We start from the raw sequence: 24,124 nt of genomic DNA on the forward strand, positions 1-24,124 counted from the left end.
TGCTACGCTACCGGATTTCGATCAAAATAAGCCGTCGTAAGGGCGTAGAATGCTCTGGCATCGTCAAGCAACAATTGTGCTTCAACATCACTCAAAAATGAATCCATATCGTAGTCTGCTGATTGACGGGCAGCAAAACTGTTTCCTACAATCTTGCTCGCCTGTACATCAAACCGGCCAGTTTTCACAAATAGCTCACTAAATTTTGCACGCGCAGCCTGGTGCTTTTTAGTATGTACTTTTTCAGACGCTAACAGTGCGCAGACGCAATAAAATATAGCGTAGTATGCTCTGTTTGCTAAGGCTAGAACACGTCCGTCCTGATATAAATAATTTGCATCATCCAGCGCATCAACCGCGTGTTCCAAAAACCGATCTATTTCTTCTTTCATATAGTTAATCCTTCTTTTCGCGCTTCTTGGTAGACTCCGCCATATGAAGCCTTGTATTTTTTACGTGAGACGGGTAAGGGCGAGATCGCGAATCCGTATCTCAATAAAAATTCGGTCTCTATGTCCGTTATTTTACGTATCTCAGCATAGGTATTAACGACTTCATCAGTCAGAACGACCATGAGATCAATATCCGATTCGTCATCGTAATCACCCCGCGCATAAGAGCCATAGAGCACCACATCGACCAATCGATCCCCGTAAAGCTCCTGCAAGACCTTTTTAAACTCCTGAACCATGGGTTCAATAGCCGGATTGATGCGCGTTTTCATATCGAAAAGTAAGTCTTTCGCCGTTTTCTTCCTAATTTCCACCTTTTGACCAATCTCTCCCGTCGTTCATCAATGAATCGCTTCCTTTACTGGTTACTTCTGTTGCCTGCCTCATCGCTTTGGGCACAATCTTCACAAAAGAACAGATCTGTACTCACCGTCGAAACCATCATGCAGGACCCCAAAGTATGGGTCGGCACCTCACCAACCAACCCATTCTGGTCCGACGATTCCAAAACGCTCTATTTTACCTGGAACCCCAGCCAGGTGAAGGGCGGTCCCACGAAAGGCGATTCGCTGTACAAAGTGACTATTCTTCGTGATTCCCGCAAAAAAACGGTAATAGCTTCAGAACCGGTAAAGGTTAATCCCGGCGAGCGACGGGCTTTGCCGACCCCACCCGCATCGGCTTATAACCGTGCCTATACGCAACGGCTATTCGACCGGCAGGGCGATCTGTTTTTGCTCGATGTAACGTCAGGGTCAGTTCGTCAGTTAACCAATACCGTTGAAAACGAAGCCGACCCCACCTTTTCCGGTGATGAACAACGGGTCGTCTTTCGGCGTAGCGGGTCCAATTTGTTCAGCATCCACCTGAAAACCGGTGAGCTGACGCAACTGACTGATTTCCGGACGGGCACTAAAAAAGCCGATCCCAAACTGAGCGACGAAGAGAAATTTCTGAAACAGGATCAACTCCGCCTGTCGTCGGTACTGAATGAACGCAAGGAGAAAAAGGACGAAGCGGATCGAATCAACAAGGCCGACCGACCCAAACGGGCAAAGGAAATTTACCTCGATGACAAAACGGTCGTTAATCCCCAACTCAGCCCGGATGGCCGTTTCGTCACGTATCGTTTGACGAAGCCCGCAACCGGCGTAAAAAATACACAGGTTCCCAACTACGTCACCGAATCAGGGTATACAGAAGAAATTCCGGGCCGGACAAAAGTGGGGGCTCCCGCTGCCAGTCAGGAATTTTTCGTGTATGACATCGCCAGAGACACGGTTCGGTCGGTATCCATAAAAGACATTCCGGGTATTATGGACAAACCGGCTTATCTGCAGTCGACAGGCAAGACGAAGGCGGATACAGCCAAAAAGACGCGTCCGGTCGTTATCAACGGACCTGTCTGGTCGGATGACGGGAAGGTATGCGTCGTTGTAGTTCGGTCGTTGGATAACAAAGATCGCTGGATCATGCGCTTCGTACCGGAAACGCTGACGCTTTCCCTACTTGACCGTCAGCACGAGGATACCTGGATTGGTGGACCGGGTATCGGTTCGCTCAACTCGCCGGGCAACATGAATTTTCTGGCCGATAACCAGACGCTCTGGTTTCAGTCGGAAGCGGACGGCTACTCCCATATCTACACAATCAACGCTTTAACCGGTGAACGCCGGCAACTAACGTCGGGCAAGTTTGAGGTACAGCAGGTGCAGTTATCAAAAGATAAAACCCAGTTCTTTCTGCAAACCAACGAAGTTCATCCCGGCGAGCAGCATTTTTACCGGATGCCGGTAGCCGGTGGTCGTAACGGAAACAATACAGCGTCTCAGCCAGCACGGACAAGGCTGACCAACATGACGGGGGCCAACGACGTCATTCTATCACCCGATGAAACCCTGATGGCCGTTCGGTATTCGTCGACCAACCAGCCTTGGGAGTTGTACCTGGTAGGCGTTAACCAGCAGGCATCCGCTACCGCTGAACAGATGTCTTCCCGGTCGGCTTCGTCAAAGACAGCTGGCGTGTCTACGCCCATTAAACTGACCAGTTCGCAAACCGATGCCTTCAAGGCCTACCCCTGGCAAGAACCAACCATTGTCACGATTCCGGCCCGCGACGGGCAGCCGATTTACGCCCGGTTGTATAAAGCGAAAACGCCGACTGGCAAAGCGGTCGTTTTCGTGCACGGAGCCGGTTATTTGCAGAACGCGCATAAATGGTGGAGCCAATATTCGCGAGAGTATATGTTCCATAACCTACTGACCGATATGGGGTATACCGTTCTTGACATCGATTACCGGGCCAGCGCGGGTTACGGTCGCGACTGGCGCACGGGCATTTACCGGCATATGGGCGGCAAAGATCTGGAGGACCATGTTGATGCGGCCAAATGGCTGGTTGACACGCAGGGGGTAGATGCCAAGCGGATCGGTATTTACGGTGGTTCGTATGGCGGCTTCATTACCCTGATGGCCATGTTTACGACCCCCGATGTCTTTAAAGCCGGAGCAGCCCTGCGCCCCGTTACCGACTGGGCCGCTTACAATCATCCGTATACGGCCAACATTCTGAACGAACCGCAGAACGACTCGCTCTCTTACCGTCGATCCTCGCCCATTTACTTTGCGGAGGGGCTAAAAAACTACCTGCTCATTTGCCACGGCATGGTCGATGTGAATGTTCATTTTCAGGATACCGTTCGGCTTATGCAGCGCCTGATCGAACTTAAGAAAGACAACTGGGAAGTGGCTGCCTACCCCATGGAAGACCACGGCTTTGTTGAACCCACAAGCTGGATGGACGAGTACAAACGAATCCTGAAACTGTTCGAAGAGCGGTTGTAAACGGTTCAGTTTGTGGCTGGCTGACGCGGCCATACCTTCGTGGAGTATGGTTCGTGAGGACTCGTTTTTCCAGGTTCGTGTCTTCACGAACCATCTATCCAGTAGGCAACCCCAAGTCAAACACCGTAACCGGTCACTCCACCAGCACCCGAAGAATCGATTGGCGAACGTTGGCATTTAGTTTCAACAGATAGCTTCCGGTAGCCACGCCTGTCAGCGGCCATTCGGACTGCTTTTTGCCCGTAAAAGGAGGAATTTGTTGTACCATAACGGATCGGCCCGCTGCGTCGAGTAGCTGAACCAGTATAGCCGATCGCTCCTCCTGCTCGACCTCTATGCGCAATCGATCGGTGATTGGATTGGGCACAACCCGGGCAGCTAGTAGCGACGCCGGTTCATTCAGAGCCGTCAGTACAACATTGATAAAATCGGATGGTGGCGAGGCACAACCATTGGCCGTAACAACCACATAGTACTGACCGCTCTGAAGCGGAATCAACGAAGATCCAGTTGCGTTAGGAACCGCCTTGCCGGGTTCAGCACCCACACGAATATACCACTGGATGCCGGTTGCGGGGTCCGTTGACAGGGTAGCGCTTCCCGTTTGTTTGATAAATGGTTTGACCGGTTCCGGGTTCAGTGCTTTCAGGGGTACAAACAATGTACTTGTTGAGCACTGATTACTATCGACGACACTTACGGTGTAGGTTCCCTGCGCCAGACTGGTCTGACTAGCCGTAAATGATTTCAGTGTATCCCGCCGTTCGGTAGTCCAGTAGAATCTAAAGGGCTTGGCTCCCCCCACTACCTGCACTGTTGCCTGCCCATCCTGACCACCCGGGCAGGTTACGTCTTTGATCGTACCCGTCGATAGAGTTATGGCAGCTCCGTCCGTCACCGCGACTACGACAGAATCGGTACAGCCCGCTTCATCGGCTACACGAAACCTGTATGTGTTGGGTCGAAGACCACTGATCTGATTCTCTGTCTGATAAGCCTGCCCGATAACCTGATACTGCCTGACCGTGCCGGTTCCTCCCGTTGTTGTGAATTTTACGGCGCCGGTTGGACAAACACAGCAGGTAGCCGCCATCGAAACAGCCTGAGTCTTCAGCGGTTCGGCTTTCCCGATTGCCACCGAAACGAGGCCGCTACACCCGTTGGCGTCGGTACCAATTATGGTATAATTGCCCACAGCAAGCCCAGTGAAGACGTTACTGCTTTGGGGCACTTTGCCCGTAGACAGCTGATATTGCGTTGCGCCCGTTCCACCGGTTGGCGTCACGTTGATGGAACCGCTATTGGGTCCGAAGCAGTTGACGGCTCCGGCAACGGCGGTCAATTGTAGGGGGGTAGGCTGCGACACGGCTACCGATTTTTTCCCCTGACACCCATTTCCATCCAGTACTGTTACTTCATACGTATTCGCGGCCAGCCCCGTAAACTGGGTCCCTGTTTGAAAGGGACTGGTTCCCAACTGATACTGGTATACCCCTGCCCCACCTGTCGCCGACACCGTAACAATACCATCGGCCGATCCCGTACAGCGGGCGGGCTTTGTCTCCAGCTTAATATCGAAGGGAACCGGTGAGCCAATTCGCACATCCTGAAAAAATACACAGTTATTTTTATCCGTCACCCCCAGCGAATAGGTTGTGTTTGCCTTCAGGTTTATAAACGTGCCGCTTACCTGAGGAGCTCCGAAATCGATGAGGTACCGATAGTCACCCACCCCACCAAAGGCCACGGCTAACAGCGCACCATCTGCCCCACCGACACACTTCGGTAGTACGGGCGAAACACTGACGCTCAGTACCGGGGGCTGTTTCACCTCGATCGTGGCCTGGGCAACGCACCCGATGGCGTCCTTAACCGCCACAGCATACGTCCCCGCGGTCAGGTTACCGAATGTAGTATTGGCTGTCTGGAAAGGTTGCCCGTTAAATTGGTATTGAAGCGCGCCCGTTCCGCCGGTGGCATTAATCGCTACCTGACCATCTTTCCCGCCGTTACACAGCGTAGATAACGAAGTGGGGGTAACCACAATAGGCGTATAGACTTGTACAGTGCCCGTAGCCGTGGTGGTCGTTACGTTCGTGCTGGTCGTGGTACCCGTTGTGGCAGGTACTTCGCAGATGGCGGTGTAGGTCGTTGTTCGGAGTGGCGTTACCGTAATGGTGGCTCCAGTCTGAGCTGTCGACCAGCGGATGGCCCCGTTGGCCGGACAGCCCGAAGCGGTTAAGTCTGTTTTGGTACCCGCACAAACGGTTGCGGAACTAACCGATACCGTCAATACAGTTGGGGTCTGGCTCTCGTTATCGTCGGTTGCCCACGCAGCAGTGGCCAGCATGAGTGACAGAGCGACAGAGACTACATGTATTCGGTTCAATAGCCTAAAGACCAAGACAAAAACGTGTATATATCTCGTCATAACGAAGTTAGTAGTATGGCACAAATGTAGTTTACCAGCCATAACCGCAGGCAGGCAACTCCACTTTATTAGTTTTCGGCAAGCACGTAGCAAAAACAAAGGGTTTTATAAGCAGAAGGCCACCCGGATTATACCCGGGTGGCCTTCTGCTTATGTATTTTCCTTACTGATTAACCCGGCATCAACGCGTGCCGTATTCAGTAAAAGAGACCCCAGTCATCCGGAGCATCGTTATCTTTATCGAAGCTGTTGACCCATTCGACGAACAATAGCCTGAACTGCTCAATTTCCTCCCGCAGTACGTTCAGATAAGCCGTTTGCGTTAGCTTTTCGGCTTTGCAGTAGGACGTTTGAGCCAGCAATTCACGGGCGTGCATCTTTATAATGACCGCGTTTTCCATACGTAGCGTGTACAGATCACCCCCTTCGGCACCAACAATTTTTGGCGCCAGCATCATAGCATTTGCCAGCATCTGCTCGTGCATCATCAGAACATCTTCCTCCTTATTAATGGTTTCGACTATAGCCTGCGTCAACTCCATTAATTCATTGGCTTTCCGAAGAATAGGTAAATTTTTGATGCGCCGGTTTTCGGCCTCCATTTCGGCACGAGCTTCTTCAGGGTCATAGTCCTCATCGAAGCCATCCCAGTCCATGAAGCTATCGTCGTCGTCTTCGTCGTCAAAGTTCATTATAAAATGGGCAGAGGGAATGAACACCTTCTGATTGCCAAAGTAACACAATCAATATCCAAAAACAAACCCGCGTAGCGTAAAAAGCGGTGAGTTGAGTGTTTTGCCAAACTTGGTAAATAGCCTGGAAAGGCCGTTTTTCTGTGACGCGGGCACCGGTATCAATAGACAGAAGCGCTTTCTTTTTGGTAAGTTCAAGTAAGCTGTTGACTGGACGCATACGCCAGCATTTTCGAGAAATCAGGCCCGTAAATCGAACAAAAACGTGGGCAACCTGTATATTTGTTGGGTTTACGAGTTGCTTTCCCACTGCACAGAATGACATATTGTTTAGGAATTAAAGTCGCGTCGGGCTTGGTTGCCATCGCTGACAGACGGTTGACTTCGGGCTCCGAAGTATCGTCTAACCGGAAAATTTCGGTTCATGAGGTCGAGAATCACTCCCTGTTTATCATGACATCGGGTTTGCGTTCCGTACGCGATAAAGCGATTACCTATTTTAAAGAAGTACTGGCCGAGCAGGATCGCTCGTTCAACAAACTATACAAGGCAGTCAATGCCTTCGGGGAACAGGTGAAACGAGTGGCGCAGGAAGACAAAACGTCTATTATCGCCAGTGGCCTGAACTTCAACCTGAACGCGATTGTGGGTGGGCAACTGGAAGATGACGAGGAACATAAGCTTTTCATGTTGTATCCGGAGGGCAACTGGGTCGAAGTAGATCAGGGATCGCCTTTTAAGATCATTGGCAATTCCGGGTACGGCAAACCTCTGTTGTTCAGAAATCTATCGTACGAATCCAGCATGGCCGACGCGCTGAAAATCGGCTTTCTGGCGTTTGATGCCACCCGCGTCAGTGCCAATGATGTGGATTATCCGCTGGACGTGGTGGTTTATCCGAAAGATAGCTTTCACATGACGGAGTACCGGCTTGAGAAAGAAGACATGGACGAAATTTCTCACCAGTGGAGTGCTTTGCTGGGCAACTCGGTTCGAAAAGTACCGACTTACTGGATGGACCCTATTTTTGAGAAAGTGCGTTCTACGAAGAAGTGATGAACTGTGATGTATTATATATGATATATTAAATCCGGGTAAACATCATATATAATACATCATACATATTATACCACACATCGGCTATTATGCAGCTTCACGTTCGGCACGAATCCGAATACACCTACGATAGCCCTGTGGCCCTGGGTCCGCAAATGCTTTATCTGTACCCCCGGACTTACCCCTACCAGCGGCTGCTGCATTATGAATTGTTGATCGACCCGAAACCTGCGCGACTGGTCCGCAATGTGGACGTGGAAGGAAATGTTCAGCAACTGGTTTATTTCAACCACCCAACGAAACATCTCAGGGTATCGGCTGACATTGAACTTCAGTCCGACGATTTCAATTCGTTCGATTTTGTGCTGTATCCGTTCGATACCAAGCGGGTGCCCTTTCGCTATCCGCCGGCCATCGAAGATCTGCTCCAGCCTTATCTGGAACAGGTAGGGGTTTCGGACCGCGTCAGAAGCTGGGCTCGGGAACTGGCGGCCGGGGCAAACTGGCAGACAACGGGTTTTCTGATCGCCCTGAACCAGGCCCTGCGAAAATTCTCGTATGAGATTCGGGAATTAGGTGCGCCGTTTCCTCCCGAGCAGACACTGACCCTTCGAAAGGGTTCGTGCCGGGATTACACAACCCTGTTTATGGCTGCCTGCCGAAGTCTGGGCCTTGCGGCCCGTTTCGTCAGCGGCTATCTGTTCGGAAATCCGCAACAGGAACACCAGCTGCACGCCTGGGCTGAGGTGTATTTGCCGGGGGCTGGCTGGCGCGGATTTGACCCGACAGAGGGCTCGCTTGTGCTGAACCGGCACATTTTTCTGACCTCAACGGCCAAGCCGGAGTTAGCTGCGCCCATCAGCGGCACGTTTAAAGGCCGGGCTAACTCAACCTTACGGTCTGAGTTGTTTTTCATGTAACAAGGTCTGTGCGCCCTTTTTGGTTGAACTTTAGGAGGCCAGAACACCGATTGCTTAGGCCGCATCGACTATCTTTGCAGGCTAATATACATTTCTTTACCCAACCCAAAACGTGGCATTAATTAAGTCTATTTCCGGGATTCGAGGAACGATTGGGGGGCGCAGCGGAGACGGACTGACCCCTTTGGATGTTGTTAAGTTTACAGCGGCATTTGGTCAATGGCTCCGGCAACGTAATCCCGAACGCCAGTCGGTTGTTATTGGGCGCGATGGTCGCCTGTCGGGAGAAATGGTCTCCAAACTAGTAGCTGCCACCTTACAGGGTCTGGGCCTGAATGTGATTGACCTGGGCCTTTCGACCACGCCTACCGTTGAACTGGCGGTAACCGGCGAAAACGCAGCCGGCGGTATTATTCTCACAGCCAGCCACAACCCGATTCAATGGAATGCCCTTAAGTTACTCAATGAAACCGGCGAATTTATTTCCGCGCAGGATGGGGCCGACGTGCTGGCCATCGCCGAGAGTGAATCCTTCGACTTTGCGGAAGTTCGTAAACTAGGAAAGTACACAGCCGATAACACCTGGCTGCAAAAACATATTGACCAGATTCTGGCCCTCCCTTTGGTCGATCGGAATGCCATTGCCACCCGCAATTTCCGGGTCGTGGTTGATGCGGTCAACTCAACCGGCGGCATTGCGGTTCCTATGCTGCTGGAAGCACTCGGCGTTGAGCAGATCGCCAAACTGCATTGCGAGCCCACCGGCAACTTTGCCCATAATCCGGAGCCGCTTCCCGAAAATCTGCGCGACATTAGTAAAGAAATGGAAAAAGGCAACGCCGATCTGGGCATTGTGGTTGACCCTGATGTAGATCGGCTGGCCTTAATCTGCGAAGACGGTTCGGCCTTTGGCGAAGAGTACACGCTGGTTGCCGTTGCCGATTATGTGCTGAAAAATAAACCCGGCAACACCGTTTCCAACATGTCGAGTACGGTTGCCCTGCGCGACGTGACCCGGAAGCACGGGGGGCAGCATTTTGCCTCTGCCGTGGGCGAGGTAAACGTAGTAGAAATGATGAAAGAAAAAGATGCCGTAATTGGTGGCGAGGGCAACGGTGGTATTATTTACCCCGATTTACACCACGGCCGCGATGCCCTAGTGGGCATTGCCCTTTTCCTGACGCATCTGGCAAAGTTTGGTAAGTCTGCGTCTATGCTGCGCCGAATCTATCCGAACTACTACATTTCCAAAAACAAGATTGAGCTGACGCCCGACATCAATGTTGATGCCGTGCTGGATCGCATTCAGGCCAAGTATGCCAAGAATCCCATCAATACCATTGACGGCATTAAGATTGAATTCGATAAAGAATGGGTTCATCTTCGAAAGTCCAATACGGAACCAATCATTCGTATCTATTCAGAGTCAGATACACTGGCAACCGCCGATCATTTGGCGGGTAAGATTATTAATGACATACGGGAAGTACTGGCCGAAAACCGGCAGTTGTAGTCCTGTTTGTTCGATACATCGTTTATCCGCAAGGGCCATTCTGAAGAGAGTGGCCTTTTTTGTTGCCCACCCACAACCCCTATCCTGTGGAATAAACTACTCAAAAGATGGTCGATATTACGAATATAAAATATCAACTGGGCGACTAATTTCCTCACTAACAGGTCACTAGTATCTATTTGCAAAAAATGGCATAGTTTTTAGACAATAGAGGTAATCCCAAACGAAATTCAAAACTAACAAGATTATGAGCTTTATAAGAGGTGTATTAGCAGGTTTAGCCATTGGTTATTTAACAGCGCCCCGTAGCGGCAAAGAAACCCGTGATAAATTGACTCAAAATGTCAATGATCTGCAAAGCCAGTGGGAAGAAGGTGTATCGCAAATTAAGTCGCAGGTTGACAAACTTGTAGGAAAGGCCGAAGACACAGCGAACAAATACGCTGACAAAGCCGAAAACAAGTTTGACCAATACAAGAACGAAGCACAATCGACATACAACCAGGAACGCGCCAAAAACGCGTACAACAATAAAGTTGACGATGCTGCTGACGCAACGAAATCAGGCATCAACAACATCGAAGATGCATTGAAGCTGAACTAATAATTCGCTCCATTAAACAACAAGGCCGACCCCGCTACAGTGGGGTCGGCCTTGTTGTTTTCCGATAAACAGATCTCAATCCATTGTTTCTCAAAGCAAACTTACTTGATGGCAATGGGTAGTTCAACATGCTCCCAGCGCAGCAAGACACCTTTCCCCGTCACATCATACACCAGTCGCTCATTCATCTGGGCTGACTTGACCGGTTTTGCCGTTACGCGCAGCACATCCTGCCCCTGATCGTATTTGAAAGCACCCCACTGATTAGCGACTTTATTGAAAATAACGGTCCATTCTTTCTCGCCAGGAATGGTAAAGAACCCGTATTTACCAGCGGGCAACGGCTTACCTTCCACCATAATGTCCTTATCGGTTTCGAAGGTTGTAGCTTCGTTTGCACCCGAGCGCCACACTTTTCCGTAGGGTGCAAGCGTGCTGGAAGCCTCCCAGACAGGGCGACCTTTCACGGATGGGCTGCTGTAGTTAATGCTGATCGTGGCCCCGTTGACTTTTCCGGTAGCCATGGCGGGTGGGCTGGGTCGGTTCGCTTTATCTCCCTGCGCCCAGGTCGTTAAACTCATCAATACGCCAGCCAACGCAAAGATCATTAGTCGGTTTATGCTCGTTGTTTTCATCTTCGTAAATAGTAAGTACCAGCGCTAAATGTAGCTAAAAGGATAACAAATGGGTAGTTTGTCGCATATGTTTTTACATAAAAAATACCCGATGGCGACTATAGCATCGGGTATTTTCAGGCAACGTATATAGCGTAAATTGATAACGCCTACTCCCACTCTATCGTGGCAGGTGGTTTCGACGAAATATCGTACACAACCCGATTAACGCCTTTTACGCGATTGATAATTTCGTTGGATATGTCAGCCAGAAATTCGTAGGGAAGGTGTGCCCAGTCGGCGGTCATACCGTCTACGCTCGTTACGGCCCGCAAGGCTACGACCCGTTCATACGTCCGTTCATCGCCCATAACGCCTACTGATTGTACGGGCAGAAGCATAGCACCCGCCTGCCATACTTTATCGTACAGCCCTTCACGTTTCAACCCGTCAATAAACAGCGCATCGACCTGTTGCAGGATGTCTACCTTTTCGGCGGTCACGTCGCCCAGAATACGAATGGCCAGACCGGGTCCCGGAAACGGATGCCGACCGAGAATAGCTTCCGGCAGGCCCAGCGTCCGACCAACGGCGCGGACTTCGTCTTTGAACAAGGTATTCAGGGGCTCCACAACTTTCAACTTCATGAAATCAGGAAGACCACCCACATTATGGTGCGATTTGATCGTTGCTGAAGGGCCTTTTACCGAAACGGATTCGATAACATCCGGATAGATGGTTCCCTGGCCCAGCCAGGATACCCCTTCGATCAGGTGAGCCTCATGGTCAAATACCTCAATGAACGTACGCCCAATGGCTTTACGTTTAGCTTCCGGATCGGTCAAACCAGCCAGTGCGGTGTAAAACTGATCTTTCGCGTTAACGCCTTTTACGTTCAGGCCCAGTGTTTTATACGATTCCAATACCCCCTCAAACTCATCTTTCCGGAGTACGCCGTTATCAACAAAAATGCAGTACAGATTTTTACCGATAGCCTGGTGGATGAGTACAGCCGCTACCGACGAGTCGACACCGCCGGAGAGCCCCAGAACGACTTTATCGTCGCCGAGCTGCTGCTTCAGGTTAGCTATTGTCGTTTCGGCGAATGATTCTGCCGTCCAGTTCTGCGAACAGCCGCAAATATCAACAACGAAGTTATGAAGAAGCGTTTTACCCTGCAGCGAGTGCGTTACTTCGGGGTGAAACTGAATACCGTAGGTGGGTTCACCGGCTACCTGGAAAGCAGCCACATGGACCGTATCCGTCGACGCAATGATCTCAAACGTATCGGGTACACTCGTGATGGTATCGGCGTGCGACATCCACACCTGCGAGTGCTGGTCGATTCCCTTCATCAGCGGACTTTCTGCTTGAACTGTGCCCAGCTTGGCCCGGCCGTATTCACGAATGGACGACGCTTTGACTTCGCCCCCGCTCGTATGAGCCAGTAGTTGAGCGCCGTAGCAAACGCCCAGTAGCGGCATTTTGTGTCGGAAAGCAGCCAGATGGACCTCGGGCGCATCGGCATCACGAACGGATGAAGGACTGCCTGAGAGAATAATGCCCTTGACGTCGGGCGTGATGGTTGGGAGGTGATTATACGGATGGATTTCGCAGTAAACATTCAATTCGCGCACCCGGCGGGCAATGAGTTGCGTGTACTGAGAACCAAAATCAAGAATCAGAATCTGTTCGGTGGCCATGAATAGGTCTCTAAAATGCAAAGTTAGGGCATTTTTCCTTAAAAACGCCCTAACCGACGTAACCTTACCCCTGAATGCTTAGCGGGTAACCAGTAATCGACACTGAACCCCACCAGTTTTGTACCGTATGGCTAACACATACGTACCGGTCGGTATAGACGTGACTGAAAACGAGAAAAACGGCGTCCCTGCTGGCACCTGATAGTTGCGCTGCAGCACCGTTTTACCCGCTTCGTTGGTTAGTGTGAGCGAAATGGCATCGCCACTCCAGTCTAGCGGCAGGCGTACATTTACCTGGTCCGTTGCCGGATTAGGATACACTAGTGAACTCGAATTGGCCAGTGATCCGGTATAACCCAGTTCCAGTTCGGGGCCTACTTTAACATTCAAAACCAGTTGCAGCGAAGCCGTTGCCGTAGGCGAATAGTCGGATGCGGACCGGCTGCTGGTGGCCCGCACCCGGTATTTGTAGATTTTCCCAACCTTAAGCGAATTAAGCTGATTCACCTGTCGTACGTCCTGATACGTGACGGCGGTACCTGGCAGCAACGCAATTGGCTTAAACAGATCGGCACTATCGGCCCGTTCGATGGCCCATTGCGTCGTACTGTCAGCTATACTATTCCACGTTAATTTGATCGAACTTGTATCAACTGGCACGGCGCGCAGATCCGTAATGGCGGGCAGTGGTGCAGCAATTGGCACCTGATAGAACGTCAGAGCCCGCATTCCCCGGCGGTTGCGAATAACCGGACCGGCGTAAAACCCGATTTCATTGTCTTTATACGACGAAGGCAGATAAGTGAGGTGACTGGCCGTAACGGGCTTTGTCAGCTTCACGATCAGTCGATTTCCCTGCTCCGTTACTGATTTGACGAGCCCGCTCTCGCCATTCGGGTAATCGGTATACACGAAATTTGATAAGCTCTGGGTGTACTTATGGCCCGTCGCGGGGTTGGTAATGGTTGTGTCGGCAGGCCAGTGTACGTCCTGACCAGGCTCGAACTCAAGGGTGATCTCGTCCTGCCTGGCGTTGTTGTAATAGAGCCGCTGCAGGTTGGGAGAAGCAATATTACTGGTATCAGCCGACGCGTAAAAATCGCGGGCGATGAGCCGGTACAGTTCCAGCCCAAATTGACGATAGGCCACCTCATCATAATGAAGCCCCTGATAGCCGGGTAATCCCACCGTGGCAATTGGCTCGTTATCGCCAAACAGCGCTTTCGACCGGCGCTGGAAATCCCGCAACGCGCCTGCTTTGATGACCTCATTCGTGAGCAGGTTGAGCTGCGAATGGTATACTTTTTTCAAGCCGGGATAATCGGTTTTCCAGTAACTGTACAATTGCGGAAATACACGTATGTACACGTCGGGGTCGTTGGCGGCTTCGGCCTCACCCTGCCGCCAGATCATGGCTTTCACCTGACCGGCAACCCCCGCCTTGCTGACCCGGTAGTACAAACGGCCGTACAAGGTGTTCATCGAAGCCGGTTGATTGGCATCCCGGGTGGCATGGCTGACAATATCGGTCGACCCGGCCGCACCATTGATGACGGCTGTTGGAATACCTTGTTGTTCTTTAATGTAGCGTTGCAGTTCAACGCCCCACAGGCTGTTCGTCCCTTCGGTGGTGTTGGTCATGCACCAGGCAGTATCGGCGGGGTTATAGGTCACAGGACCGTTGTTGACACCAAACGTGCGGCAAAATTCGCTTCTGAATGCGTTTTCATTAATGCGCCCAAGAGCATTGGACTGGCCCATGATCAGGAACACATCCCCACAAACAATGCTGTCCCGAATGGCTACCTGAACGGAATCACCGGAGGTAGGCCGGTGCACAAATACCTGAAAGCTGTACTGACTCAACTCGGCTTTGATAACCGGCTTGAACGCGAAACGCCCGGTACTGGCATCTACCGTGGTTCGGGCGTACTGGTAGCGATCCTGGTTTCTGAGTACGACAAGAGATACGGCGCTGACTTCGTTGAGAGGTACTCGCCCGGAAATGGCCACCGTGCACTGGTTGCTCTGATCGCGCGGGTAAAGTTGCAGGCGGGCGGGCCACTGATCAAAAGCAACGGAAACCTGTGCGAATCCACGATGCGGCTGCAATACACTCAGCAATAAAAGTATAAATAGAAATCTCACGGAGTTACGGGAGGAAATTCACCAGCAAAATTAATGTGCGGCAAATGTACTTCATTGTCGCTAAATAGTGGGTAGTACACAAGTAACAAAAGAGCGTAAAGTATGGAGCCGGGGCTAGGGGTACAAAAGGTATTTCTTGCGAATCACCTTATAGGCCTTCAGACCGGGTTGCCAGCTTTTCCGGATCGTCGCCATGGGAACACCCGCCAGTAACTGCAACCGAAACTGGTCGGTACCCGCCAGCCGGTCAATGCCCTTGTTGGCCAGAAAAAACTGGCTTTTATCCGTTGCCCGGTTAAAGAAGTCGAAGAAATAATCGAGCATCAGGCTTTGTTTTGACACCGTAACGGTGGACAAATCCAGGCCATAGCAAAGCTGCCCTTTCAGGGGAGGATTAATGGCCCCTGGCTTGTCGACTGGGGTGAAGGTGTACGGGCCGTATTTGGTGTAAGGCGACCCGATGACCTGAAACTGCTTGTCGGTTCCGCGCCCTACACTAACGACCGTTCCCTCGAAAAAGCAAAGGGACGGGTACAACAGAATAGCCTGCTGGTTCGGGAGGTTTGGCGATGGCGGCACGGGCAGGGTGTAAGGCGTCTGATGGGTATAATTCTTAAGTGGAATCACCGTCAGCGGGCACGTTCTGCTCCCCGCCAACCACCCCTGTCCGTTGATCATTCGAGCCAGTTCACCCATGGTCAGTCCGTACACGACCGGAATCGGATTAAGGCCAACGAACGATTTAAATGCTGGGTCAAGCACCGGGCCATCTACGTAATGGCCGTTTGGGTTCGGGCGATCCAGCAAAATCATGGGTCTGTTTGCTTCGGCGCAGGCTTCCATCACGTAGTGCATGGTACTCGTGTACGTATAGAACCGGGCTCCTACATCCTGAATATCAAACACAACTACGTCCAGCGAGTCCATCTGCCGGGGTGTTGGCTTCCGGTTTTTTCCGTACAGGGAGGTAATCATAATGCCTGTTTTCGGATCGCGCCCGCTGCTGATCTCTTCCCCATCCGTAGCCTGTCCCCGAAATCCATGCTCCGGCGCAAAAATGGTTTTAATGGTAATGCCCCGTGAAAGCAGGCTATCGACCAGGTGGGACGCACCAACGCGGGAGGTATGGTTGACTACCAGGCCAACCCGTTTTCCCTGCAACGCGGGCAGATACAGGTTCATCTGATCGGCTCCGGTCTGGAGCGCAGCGACTGTTTTTCGTTTGCTCGTTTGCGCCTGGCAGGCAACGGCGAATACACTAAAGGCAATAAAAAAGAGTTTTGTCAGGAAAGTCATCGTGGCAAGCAGGAAGTGCGTCATGCAAAACTCTTACTTTTACGCACCATAACAAAGAAGTTAGGTGAGTCAACTCACGGCTAACTCATTAACCTTACTCATTTTGAACGTCCCTGTTTTTTTGGCCCGGAAGGTTCGTCGCGCACCGGAAGGTAGTTTCTCGGCTACCGTTACCCGCGTTGGCATAGCCAGTATTGCCCTCGGGCTGGCCATCCTGATCGTTGCGTTTGCCGTGTTGTTTGGCTACAAGCGAACCATCGAGCAGAAGATTTTTCTGTTTGGGGCACATTTGCAGGTCAGCAAGTTTACCAACAACGCGTCTTACGAAGAAACGGCCCTTCCGCTAAAAACAACTCTTTATCAGGACAGTACCCGTATTCCCGGTGTGCGCCACATTCAGGCCGTGGCGCTGAAAGCGGGTATTCTAAAAACGCCCGAAGAACTGAGCGGGGTCATTCTGAAAGGTGTAGGGAAAGATTATGACTGGAATCTTTTTCGGGAATCATTGGTGGCGGGCAATGTACCCGCCGTTGGTGCCGACACGGGTTCCGGATCTACCGATATTCTACTAAGTCAACTGATGGCCAACCAGTTAAAAGTAAACGTTGGGGATGCCGTGCCGTTGTATTTTCTGGGTAATCCGCCCCGCGCTCGTAAGATGACGGTCGTTGGCATTTATGAAACCGGGCTTGAGGAAGTGGACAAAACCATTGCCCTGGGCGACATCAGGCTCGTTCAGCGACTCAATCGGTGGGGACCCGATTCGGTGGGGAGTTACGAGATCTACGTGAACGATTTTGATCAGTTAAAATCCGCAGCCGACAATGTTTTTGAGGCTATGACACCCAACATGCGCCTGACCCGCGTTACGGACCAGTATCGTCCTCTTTTCGACTGGATGCTGCTGCTCGACCGCAACATGATTATACTGCTCAGCCTGATCACGTTTGTCGCTTCGTTCAACATGGTATCGGTCTTGCTGGTGCTGATGATGGAACGAACGCCCATGATCGGATTACTGAAAGCCCTGGGCGGTACTAATGCCCTCATCCGACGCATGTTTGTCTTCGTCGGCCTGAACATGGTTGGCTGGGGTCTGCTGATCGGCAATGCCGTCGGCCTGGGAATTTGCTTTCTACAGGAACGTTTCAAGCTGATTCCTCTTGACCCGAAAAACTACTTCATCAGCTACGTTCCCATTGCCTTCGACTGGAAAACGGTCCTGGCTCTCAATGCGGCTACCCTCCTGATGATCAGCCTGGTGCTTTGGTTATCCACGGTTATTATCAATCGAATTCAACCCATTAAGGCGCTGGCGTTCAAAAAATAACCAGGATTACTTCTGGTACTTGAATTTCAGGATGTATCCCCGTTTGCCCCGTCCTTCGCTGGCTATGTACAGATCGCCGTTTGGCGCAAAACAAATTCCTTCGGGCTGACGAAATACGTCGGGGTCGAGCGGTTCTGAATAAGTAATTTTGGCCTGCCGGCTTGTAATGACCAGCCGCTTGCCGACGGATGTGAGTATGTACCACTCACCCGTTATGGGGTGCACCGCAATGCCCGATGGCTTGTACGTTTTGGGGTCAATGCCCGCGGCTTTCAGTTGTTCATCGTTCAGACTCATGTCTTTAAAAACGGCCTTATTGACCAGGTCGAACGAATAAACGGCTTTGTCGCTCGATCCTTTGCCTTCCTTAACGGCAATCAGCAGGCGTTTTGTCTTCGGATCATAACCGAGCCCTTCCACTTCCGTTTTCTTGGGCAAATCGGTTTTTGTGCGGCCAATTTTGGTCGACTCCGGGGCAAACCGATAGAGTCTTCCGTTGCTTTCCAGCACATATACCTCGTCGTTTACGTACTCGATACCCTCGAAATCACCGTACCCACCGAAGCCGAAATACTTGACTACTTTTCCTTTTTTGGTATCGAACACATACACGACGGCCTCTTCATCCTGCACACAAAGCAGCTTATCGTCTTTGTAGTACGTCAGGCCCGAAATCTCATTCAGCGTACCCGGCAGCGTGTATTTTTCGTCGGGAGCGGTGAGCCGATAGGGAAGTTTAAAGTCCGCAGCGATCGTTCCGGCTTCCGGTTTCTCTGTTGTTTTTGAGGAAGGGCCACACCCTGCCATGACAAACAGCAGACCAAAGAAAAGGCGATTCATACCAAAGGGGGTTTGGGGCAAATGTACAGTCTTCTCCCAGTATTTTTCAACGGAATGGCCCGGTCCGGCCAATTACTCCGGGCCAACAGCCTGGCTCAGGCTCATTCGCTACCCGTTCATAATCAGAATGGCGTCATTCAGATTCCCGAATCTGGCATTCCGCCGGTTTCTTTTTTGCTTTTTACGGGTCGTCAGTAGTTTTGTTTAGTAAACTCATCCCACCATGATATCCTACCGGCTAACGACTTCGCAAAAATGGCAACTCGCTATAAGCGTATTCGTGATTTACTGGCCTATTCGGTTATACGTCAATGTATCGTCGTTAAGCTGGCTTCTCATGGGCCGAAATATTCCCTTCTGGATACTGGAAACGATTTTAACCGTTTTGTTTTTCTTCGCCTGGCTCACGGTTACCGAGTGGCTTCAGCAGGTCCTGTTCAAACGGTTTGGCGAGGGGTTTCTCATCGAATTTAAAATCCCGGCCCAGCTGGCTACACTATTCATTGCCAGCACCTTGGCACTGATCTTCAATTTTGCGTTCTATATGATCTGGCACGGCATGGATACGGTGATTGAGAAAAATTTTGGCATTTCCCGCGAGCAGGATATACACCAGCCAAAGCCCGTTTTGCCCCCCAATATTCTGGAGGAACGCCGTAAACGGAACGACCAGCGACGACGGGTAAACAACGGCCTGACCGTAATGGCCATGTTATCCGCGTTCTACCTGGCCGCTAACCGACGTACTTACCGCGAACTGGAGCTTGTTCAGGTACGGGCCGAACGGCTGGAGAAAGAAAATGTGCAGGCCCAGTTTGCCGCGCTGAAAAGCCAGGTAAATCCTCATTTTCTGTTCAATAGCCTTAGTATACTGTCGTCACTGGTTCACGCGGATGCGGAGTTGTCGGAAAAATTCATCGACCAGTTATCGCGGGCCTACCGCTACATTCTGGAGCAGAAAGACAATGAGCGCGTGTTGCTCAAAACGGAACTGGAGTTTATTCAGGCCTATCGCTTTTTGCTGAATATCCGCTTTGAAAACAAGTTCGATGTTGTGATCAACGTACCCGAAGCCGATCAGACCCGTTACAGTATTGCCCCGTTAACGCTCCAGTTACTGGTCGAAAATGCCGTAAAGCACAACCGCATGTCGACGAAAGAACCGTTGCGCGTGCATATCCTACTCGACAACGATTGTCTGGTCGTGAAGAACAATTTACAGCCTCGTCCCCAATCCGAAACATCAACGGGTATGGGCCTTCAGAATATCATTACCCGGTATGCCATGCTCACAGACCGATCCGTTTGGGTTGGCGAAAGTGAAGGAAATTTTATCATCAAAGTCCCATTACTTACCTAAAATTAGGTACCCGAAGCGGGTTGCCCGATCTTGTTTCGGCAGGTAGTTCTGATTTATCTGTTTGGCCTCGGCGGTCCGATTCACCTGTTAAGCCTATGAACGTAGTCATTATTGAAGACGAAAACCTGACAGCGAAGCGGCTCGAAAGTTTACTCCACAAATACGATCCAGCCATCATGGTTCTGGCCCGTATTCCATCCGTTGCCGAAGCCGTAGCCTGGTTTAGCGAGTCAGATCGTCCGGTTGATCTGGTTTTTATGGATATTCACCTCGAAGATGACCTTGGGTTTCGCATTTTTGAGCAAACGCAACTGACGACACCCGTTATTTTCACAACGGCCTACGATGAATACATGATCCAGGCGTTTAAGGTCAACAGCATCGACTACCTGCTCAAGCCGATCAACTATGACGAGCTGGTGGCCGCGATCGAAAAATTCAAATCCCTGAAAAAGCAGTTCGGCCAGCATACATCCACCTCACACGACATTGAAACGCTGCTCAATCTGATTGGCAAATCGAACCATACCGATTACAAAGAACGGTTTATGATTACGGTGGGTACCAAGATTAGAAGCATTGAAACGCGGGAGGTCGCCTATTTTTACCTGGAAGAGAAAGTGGTTTTTCTGGTGACGAAAGACGGCCTGACTCTCCCCGTTGATTACAGTCTGGACAAACTTACCCAACTTCTCAACCCACGCTATTTTTTTCGGATCAGCCGTCAGTTTCTGGTTTCGCTGCCTGCCATCCAAACGATTCATACATTCTCGGCGGGCAAGCTTAAGCTGGATCTTACCCCCAAATCACGGCAGGAGGTGTTCGTTAGTGGCGACCGGATGACCGAATTCAAGGAGTGGCTGGGCAAATAAGCCGGGTAAACCAGCCTTCGTACTAGTCCCGGATGCTAGTTGGTCGGGCCAATAAGAAACGAAAGCGGGCGGGTAAGATCAAAAATGAAGATGTACCTTTGCGGCATGGATAACCCAAATCAGCCGCCCCGTCGGCCGCGCGGTCAGCGAACCGATATTACTCTGTCCGTTTCGGAAGCGTCCGAATTAATGGCCTTTCTGATTGCTCAATTGCCGCACAAAAACCGGAATAATATCAAGTCATTGCTGGGCAACAAGCAAATCCTGGTCGATGGAAAAGTATTTACGCAGTTCAATCACCCGCTGAAGCCGGGGCAAATCGTTACAGTGGCTGCCAACCGGGCTCCCCAAACATCGCAGTATCGGGGCTTAACCATTTTGTACGAAGATCAAAACCTGATTGTTATCAGCAAACAGGCCGGGTTGCTGTCGATGGCAACCAATAAAGAGCGGGATCGCACAGCGTACGGTATTCTGAGCGATTACGTTAAAAAGGAAGATCCCAAAAACAAGATTTTCATCATCCACCGGCTCGACCGCGAGACATCGGGCGTGATGATGTTCGCCCGGAGCGAACGGGTGCAAAAACTCATGCAGGAATCCTGGAACGCCACCACCAAAGAGCGCACCTATATGGCCCTGGTGGAGGGGGTACCCAACCCGGAACAGGGCCGGATCACGTCTTACCTGCGGGAAAGTAAAGCCCTGATCGTGTATTCGAGCCAAAACCCCGACAATGGGCAATTGGCCATCACGAATTATAAAGTAGTGAAAGCCAACAACGGCTACTCCCTGCTGGAACTGGAGCTGGAAACGGGTCGTAAAAACCAGATTCGGGTACACATGCAGGACATTGGTCACCCGGTGGTAGGCGACGCTAAATACGGTGCCACCAAAGACCCCATCGGTCGGTTGGGGCTGCACGCCGAAGTGCTGGCGTTTGAGCACCCGATTACGGGCCAAGCCATGCACTTCAGTGTTCCGGTCCCCAAGCTGTTTCTGAGCGCGCTGAAGGAACGGGAGGACTAAAACCTGCGCTTACTTCACCACCCTGTATTTAAGCAACACCCAAATCGCTTCTATCCCGTCCAGCCAGGAAATTTTCTTACCTTCCGAAATGGAACGTGGGTAGTAACTGATGGGTAACTCTTTAATACGAATACCCCGTTTGGCTACTTTGGCCGTTACCTCCGGGCAAAATTCGAACCGGGTACACTCGAGCGGAATAGACCGCAGAAAATCAGCATCGAACACCTTATAACAGGTGGGCTCGTCGGTAAGGCGCTGGTTGAAGAGCGCATTGGTCAGCAGGGTAACTACCTGACCACCAATGTAGAAACTAAAATACGAATGGCGGTTCTCGGGCTTTAGAAACCGGGAACCGTAAATCACTTTCTCCTGACCGTCGGCAATCGGCTTCACCAGGGCCAGGTAATCCTGTGGCTCATATTCAAGATCGGCATCCTGCACAATGGCAATGTCGCCCGTCATGTGCTGGATAGCCGTGCGAATGGCCGCCCCCTTACCCTGGTTCTGGGCGTGAAAAACAACCCGAATATTAGTGTTGGGCACGGCCTCCAGGGCTTTCAGTCGCTCGCGGGTGCCGTCCGTCGATCCGTCATCGACAATAATTATTTCTTTGTTTATGGGAACAGCCTGAATCTTAGCCAATAATGTATCAATAGAGTGAATCTCGTTGTAAGCAGGAATGAGAACAGATAGCAGCATAAAACAAATATAAGCGATAACGGGCAAACAACTTTCGGGTTACTTTCGCACCCAGTACAGCAACGGAAAACGGGAATCTTTAACCTGTACGAAATTCTTCTGCAAGCCAGCTCGTAACTGCTGAATGGCATAGGCATTGGCCGGTTTACTCAGGGCCGTACTGTCGTCAATAACGCTCGACCGGTTGCCGAACACAACCAGTTTCAGGCTGGTATCGGCCAGGGCCTGTCCGTATGTATCGGGGTGCGATTCAATGTAGTGCGATGTCTGCATTTCGGTAAAAACAAACGGCACATTCGGTTCCCGATCCGATAAGTAGTACAGGCTCAAGGCGTTATCAAAAAGTAATACCTTTCCGGTTGGGCCAGCCTTTTCCCGAATAAACGCCCCCGCCTGCTCCTCACCCGAATAATCAGCAATAGTCACCAGCCGCTTGATCGTGGCGGGCCGGTAAAGTAATCCGCTGATCAGCAACAGCACAACTACCAGACCACCTCCCAACAATACCAGCCGGTATGACATCGTCTGATGGCGGGCCTCATACTGGCTCAACCAGGCATCGGCCATAAAGCCGAGGTGCAGGGCAAAAAAAACGGCTGCCGGAAAGAAATAATGACTGGCCTGAGTCTTGAGCATGGCCACGCAGGCGAAGGCGGCCATCAGTAAAGCCAGCCAGAGGGCAGGAGTCTGCTGGTATTGTTTACGGTAAGGTTGCTGCCAGACCAGCCCAAACGAAACGGCCAGTAATAGCAGGAACCAGCTTAGCTTGATGAGAAATTTTACCAGAAAGATGGTGTGAGCCGGGTACCCACCGAACGGATAGATATAGGTCCATTCCAGGTGAGCCTCCAATCGATTGGTCAGGTAAAAATACAAGGCCGAAAAGACGAGTGGTAGGGCAAAGCCCAGCAAGACGACCATTCCCCGTCCAACCATGGGCCAGAACGTGAGTCGACCGGTCAAGAACAGCACGAAAATAAACGCCCCAAATCCTACGACGTAGAAAGCGGCAACGCTTTTGAAACACATGGCCATACCCAGTAAAACGCCCGCCCCCAGCCAGCGCCAGGTTGAGTGTTGCTTTCCACCTACCGCCAGCGTAAACGCGTTCAGCCCAAAGATTGACACCCAGCTTTCTGGTTCGAGGAAATTCATTTCCATAAAACAGCAACTGGCGGCCGTTAATCCCACGGCAATGAGAGCCGCTCGCTCACTAAACAAACGCGCTGCCCGCCAGGCCGATACAACCACCCCGGTTGCCAGCAACGTAATGAGCCCGGAAACACTGACATGGTTGTAGCCCCCCAGCAGATTCAGTAAAACATTTGTGGAGGAATACAGTAAGTAGGATTTGGATGGAATAAAGTCGTACAGTACGTACCCTTCGTTGAGGCTGCGACCAATGATTAAATATTCGTACGCATCGTAACCATAGCCAGAATTGTAGGTAAACAGAAAAAAGAAGGGACAGAAAAAAGCCAGAAATAAAAAGAGTCGCGTCATAAACCGTAAAAACTGCTTTGGACAAGAAGCCCAGTAACCGACAAATGTACTGGTTTAGGAATAAGGCACCAGCCCGGTCAAAACCTTTTTATTAACCGTTCGGCCATCCCGCGGGTTAATAGACCAGCCAGTTCCTGCCTAAAAGTTCCAGCTGCCCGTTTATTCTTCACCCGGCTATTTTTTGCTTTCGGGACAAAAAAAACGGCATTCGGCCAG

General features: G+C 51.1%; 21 protein-coding genes. 10 read left to right on the top strand and 11 right to left on the bottom strand.

Annotated features, from left to right (window positions below; genetic code table 11):
* Nucleotides 1-2: 2 nt before the first annotated feature.
* Nucleotides 3-392: a HEPN domain-containing protein gene (locus ACYU87_RS09405; protein ID WP_461133810.1), complete on the bottom strand. Its 390-nt coding sequence runs from the start codon at nt 390-392 to the stop codon at nt 3-5.
* Nucleotides 389-724 carry a nucleotidyltransferase domain-containing protein gene (locus tag ACYU87_RS09410; RefSeq protein WP_461133811.1) on the bottom strand — a complete coding sequence of 112 codons (336 nt, stop codon included), beginning with the start codon at nt 722-724 and terminating at the stop codon, nt 389-391. Before ACYU87_RS09410 ends, ACYU87_RS09405 begins: the two co-directional genes overlap by 4 nt.
* A 72-nt stretch (nt 725-796) precedes the next feature.
* Here ACYU87_RS09410 and ACYU87_RS09415 point away from each other — a divergent pair, with 72 nt between their 5' ends.
* Nucleotides 797-3,298 (top strand): S9 family peptidase, encoded by a 2,502-nt coding sequence (locus ACYU87_RS09415; protein WP_461133812.1) that lies wholly within the window; start codon nt 797-799, stop codon nt 3,296-3,298.
* Nucleotides 3,299-3,431: 133 nt separating this feature from the next.
* On the opposite strand, the gene ACYU87_RS09420 is transcribed toward ACYU87_RS09415, so the two are convergent.
* Both ACYU87_RS09420 and ACYU87_RS09425 read right to left on the bottom strand, forming a co-directional pair.
* Nucleotides 3,432-5,648 (bottom strand): SprB repeat-containing protein, encoded by a 2,217-nt coding sequence (locus ACYU87_RS09420; protein ID WP_461133813.1) that lies wholly within the window; start codon nt 5,646-5,648, stop codon nt 3,432-3,434.
* Between the two features lie 278 nt (nt 5,649-5,926).
* Nucleotides 5,927-6,421 carry a hypothetical protein gene (locus tag ACYU87_RS09425; protein ID WP_046574745.1) on the bottom strand — a complete coding sequence of 165 codons (495 nt, stop codon included), beginning with the start codon at nt 6,419-6,421 and terminating at the stop codon, nt 5,927-5,929.
* A 318-nt stretch (nt 6,422-6,739) separates the two neighbouring features.
* Here ACYU87_RS09425 and ACYU87_RS09430 point away from each other — a divergent pair, with 318 nt between their 5' ends.
* From ACYU87_RS09430 to ACYU87_RS09445, 4 genes are all read left to right on the top strand, one after another.
* A complete protein-coding gene (locus ACYU87_RS09430; RefSeq protein WP_461133814.1) occupies nt 6,740-7,477 on the top strand; it encodes a peptidase in 738 nt (245 codons plus the stop codon).
* 89 nt (nt 7,478-7,566) lie between these two features.
* Nucleotides 7,567-8,397 (top strand): transglutaminase family protein, encoded by an 831-nt coding sequence (locus ACYU87_RS09435; RefSeq protein WP_461133815.1) that lies wholly within the window; start codon nt 7,567-7,569, stop codon nt 8,395-8,397.
* A 112-nt stretch (nt 8,398-8,509) separates the two neighbouring features.
* Nucleotides 8,510-9,910, top strand: coding sequence for a phosphoglucosamine mutase (gene glmM / locus ACYU87_RS09440; RefSeq protein WP_461133816.1), 1,401 nt, complete (start codon nt 8,510-8,512; stop codon nt 9,908-9,910).
* 247 nt (nt 9,911-10,157) lie between these two features.
* Nucleotides 10,158-10,514: a YtxH domain-containing protein gene (locus ACYU87_RS09445; RefSeq protein WP_461133817.1), complete on the top strand. Its 357-nt coding sequence runs from the start codon at nt 10,158-10,160 to the stop codon at nt 10,512-10,514.
* A 101-nt stretch (nt 10,515-10,615) separates the two neighbouring features.
* Here ACYU87_RS09445 and ACYU87_RS09450 read toward each other — a convergent pair whose 3' ends face one another.
* The 4 genes from ACYU87_RS09450 to ACYU87_RS09465 form a co-directional block, all read right to left on the bottom strand.
* Nucleotides 10,616-11,149 carry a DUF2911 domain-containing protein gene (locus tag ACYU87_RS09450; RefSeq protein ID WP_461133818.1) on the bottom strand — a complete coding sequence of 178 codons (534 nt, stop codon included), beginning with the start codon at nt 11,147-11,149 and terminating at the stop codon, nt 10,616-10,618.
* A gap of 149 nt (nt 11,150-11,298) precedes the next feature.
* On the bottom strand, nt 11,299-12,831 hold the full coding sequence (gene guaA / locus ACYU87_RS09455; protein ID WP_461133819.1) for a glutamine-hydrolyzing GMP synthase: 1,533 nt from the start codon (nt 12,829-12,831) through the stop codon (nt 11,299-11,301).
* Nucleotides 12,832-12,909: 78 nt separating this feature from the next.
* Complete coding sequence (locus ACYU87_RS09460; RefSeq protein WP_461133820.1) at nt 12,910-14,979, bottom strand: sialate O-acetylesterase; 2,070 nt, start codon at nt 14,977-14,979, stop codon at nt 12,910-12,912.
* A gap of 114 nt (nt 14,980-15,093) precedes the next feature.
* Nucleotides 15,094-16,299, bottom strand: a complete 1,206-nt coding sequence (locus ACYU87_RS09465; protein WP_461133821.1) for an exo-beta-N-acetylmuramidase NamZ family protein — start codon at nt 16,297-16,299, stop codon at nt 15,094-15,096.
* 79 nt (nt 16,300-16,378) lie between these two features.
* On the opposite strand from ACYU87_RS09465, the gene ACYU87_RS09470 reads away from it, so the two are divergent.
* A complete protein-coding gene (locus ACYU87_RS09470) occupies nt 16,379-17,605 on the top strand; it encodes an ABC transporter permease (protein ID WP_461133822.1) in 1,227 nt (408 codons plus the stop codon).
* A gap of 6 nt (nt 17,606-17,611) precedes the next feature.
* Here ACYU87_RS09470 and ACYU87_RS09475 read toward each other — a convergent pair whose 3' ends face one another.
* Nucleotides 17,612-18,445: an SdiA-regulated domain-containing protein gene (locus ACYU87_RS09475; RefSeq protein ID WP_461133823.1), complete on the bottom strand. Its 834-nt coding sequence runs from the start codon at nt 18,443-18,445 to the stop codon at nt 17,612-17,614.
* A gap of 21 nt (nt 18,446-18,466) precedes the next feature.
* On the opposite strand from ACYU87_RS09475, the gene ACYU87_RS09480 reads away from it, so the two are divergent.
* From ACYU87_RS09480 to ACYU87_RS09495, 4 genes are all read left to right on the top strand, one after another.
* On the top strand, nt 18,467-18,643 hold the full coding sequence (locus ACYU87_RS09480; RefSeq protein ID WP_461133824.1) for a hypothetical protein: 177 nt from the start codon (nt 18,467-18,469) through the stop codon (nt 18,641-18,643).
* Nucleotides 18,644-18,671: 28 nt separating this feature from the next.
* Complete coding sequence (locus ACYU87_RS09485; RefSeq protein ID WP_461134360.1) at nt 18,672-19,805, top strand: sensor histidine kinase; 1,134 nt, start codon at nt 18,672-18,674, stop codon at nt 19,803-19,805.
* A gap of 95 nt (nt 19,806-19,900) precedes the next feature.
* Nucleotides 19,901-20,677 carry a LytR/AlgR family response regulator transcription factor gene (locus ACYU87_RS09490; protein ID WP_461133825.1) on the top strand — a complete coding sequence of 259 codons (777 nt, stop codon included), beginning with the start codon at nt 19,901-19,903 and terminating at the stop codon, nt 20,675-20,677.
* 105 nt (nt 20,678-20,782) lie between these two features.
* Entirely contained in the window at nt 20,783-21,706 is a 924-nt protein-coding gene (locus ACYU87_RS09495; RefSeq protein WP_461133826.1) for an RluA family pseudouridine synthase, read from the top strand.
* A 9-nt stretch (nt 21,707-21,715) separates the two neighbouring features.
* Here ACYU87_RS09495 and ACYU87_RS09500 read toward each other — a convergent pair whose 3' ends face one another.
* Nucleotides 21,716-22,405, bottom strand: a complete 690-nt coding sequence (locus tag ACYU87_RS09500) for a glycosyltransferase family 2 protein (protein WP_461133827.1) — start codon at nt 22,403-22,405, stop codon at nt 21,716-21,718.
* Nucleotides 22,406-22,444: 39 nt separating this feature from the next.
* Nucleotides 22,445-23,908 (bottom strand): glycosyltransferase family 39 protein, encoded by a 1,464-nt coding sequence (locus tag ACYU87_RS09505; protein WP_461133828.1) that lies wholly within the window; start codon nt 23,906-23,908, stop codon nt 22,445-22,447.
* Nucleotides 23,909-24,124 lie beyond the last annotated feature (216 nt).

It is taken from the genome of Spirosoma lituiforme, from assembly GCF_054776635.1.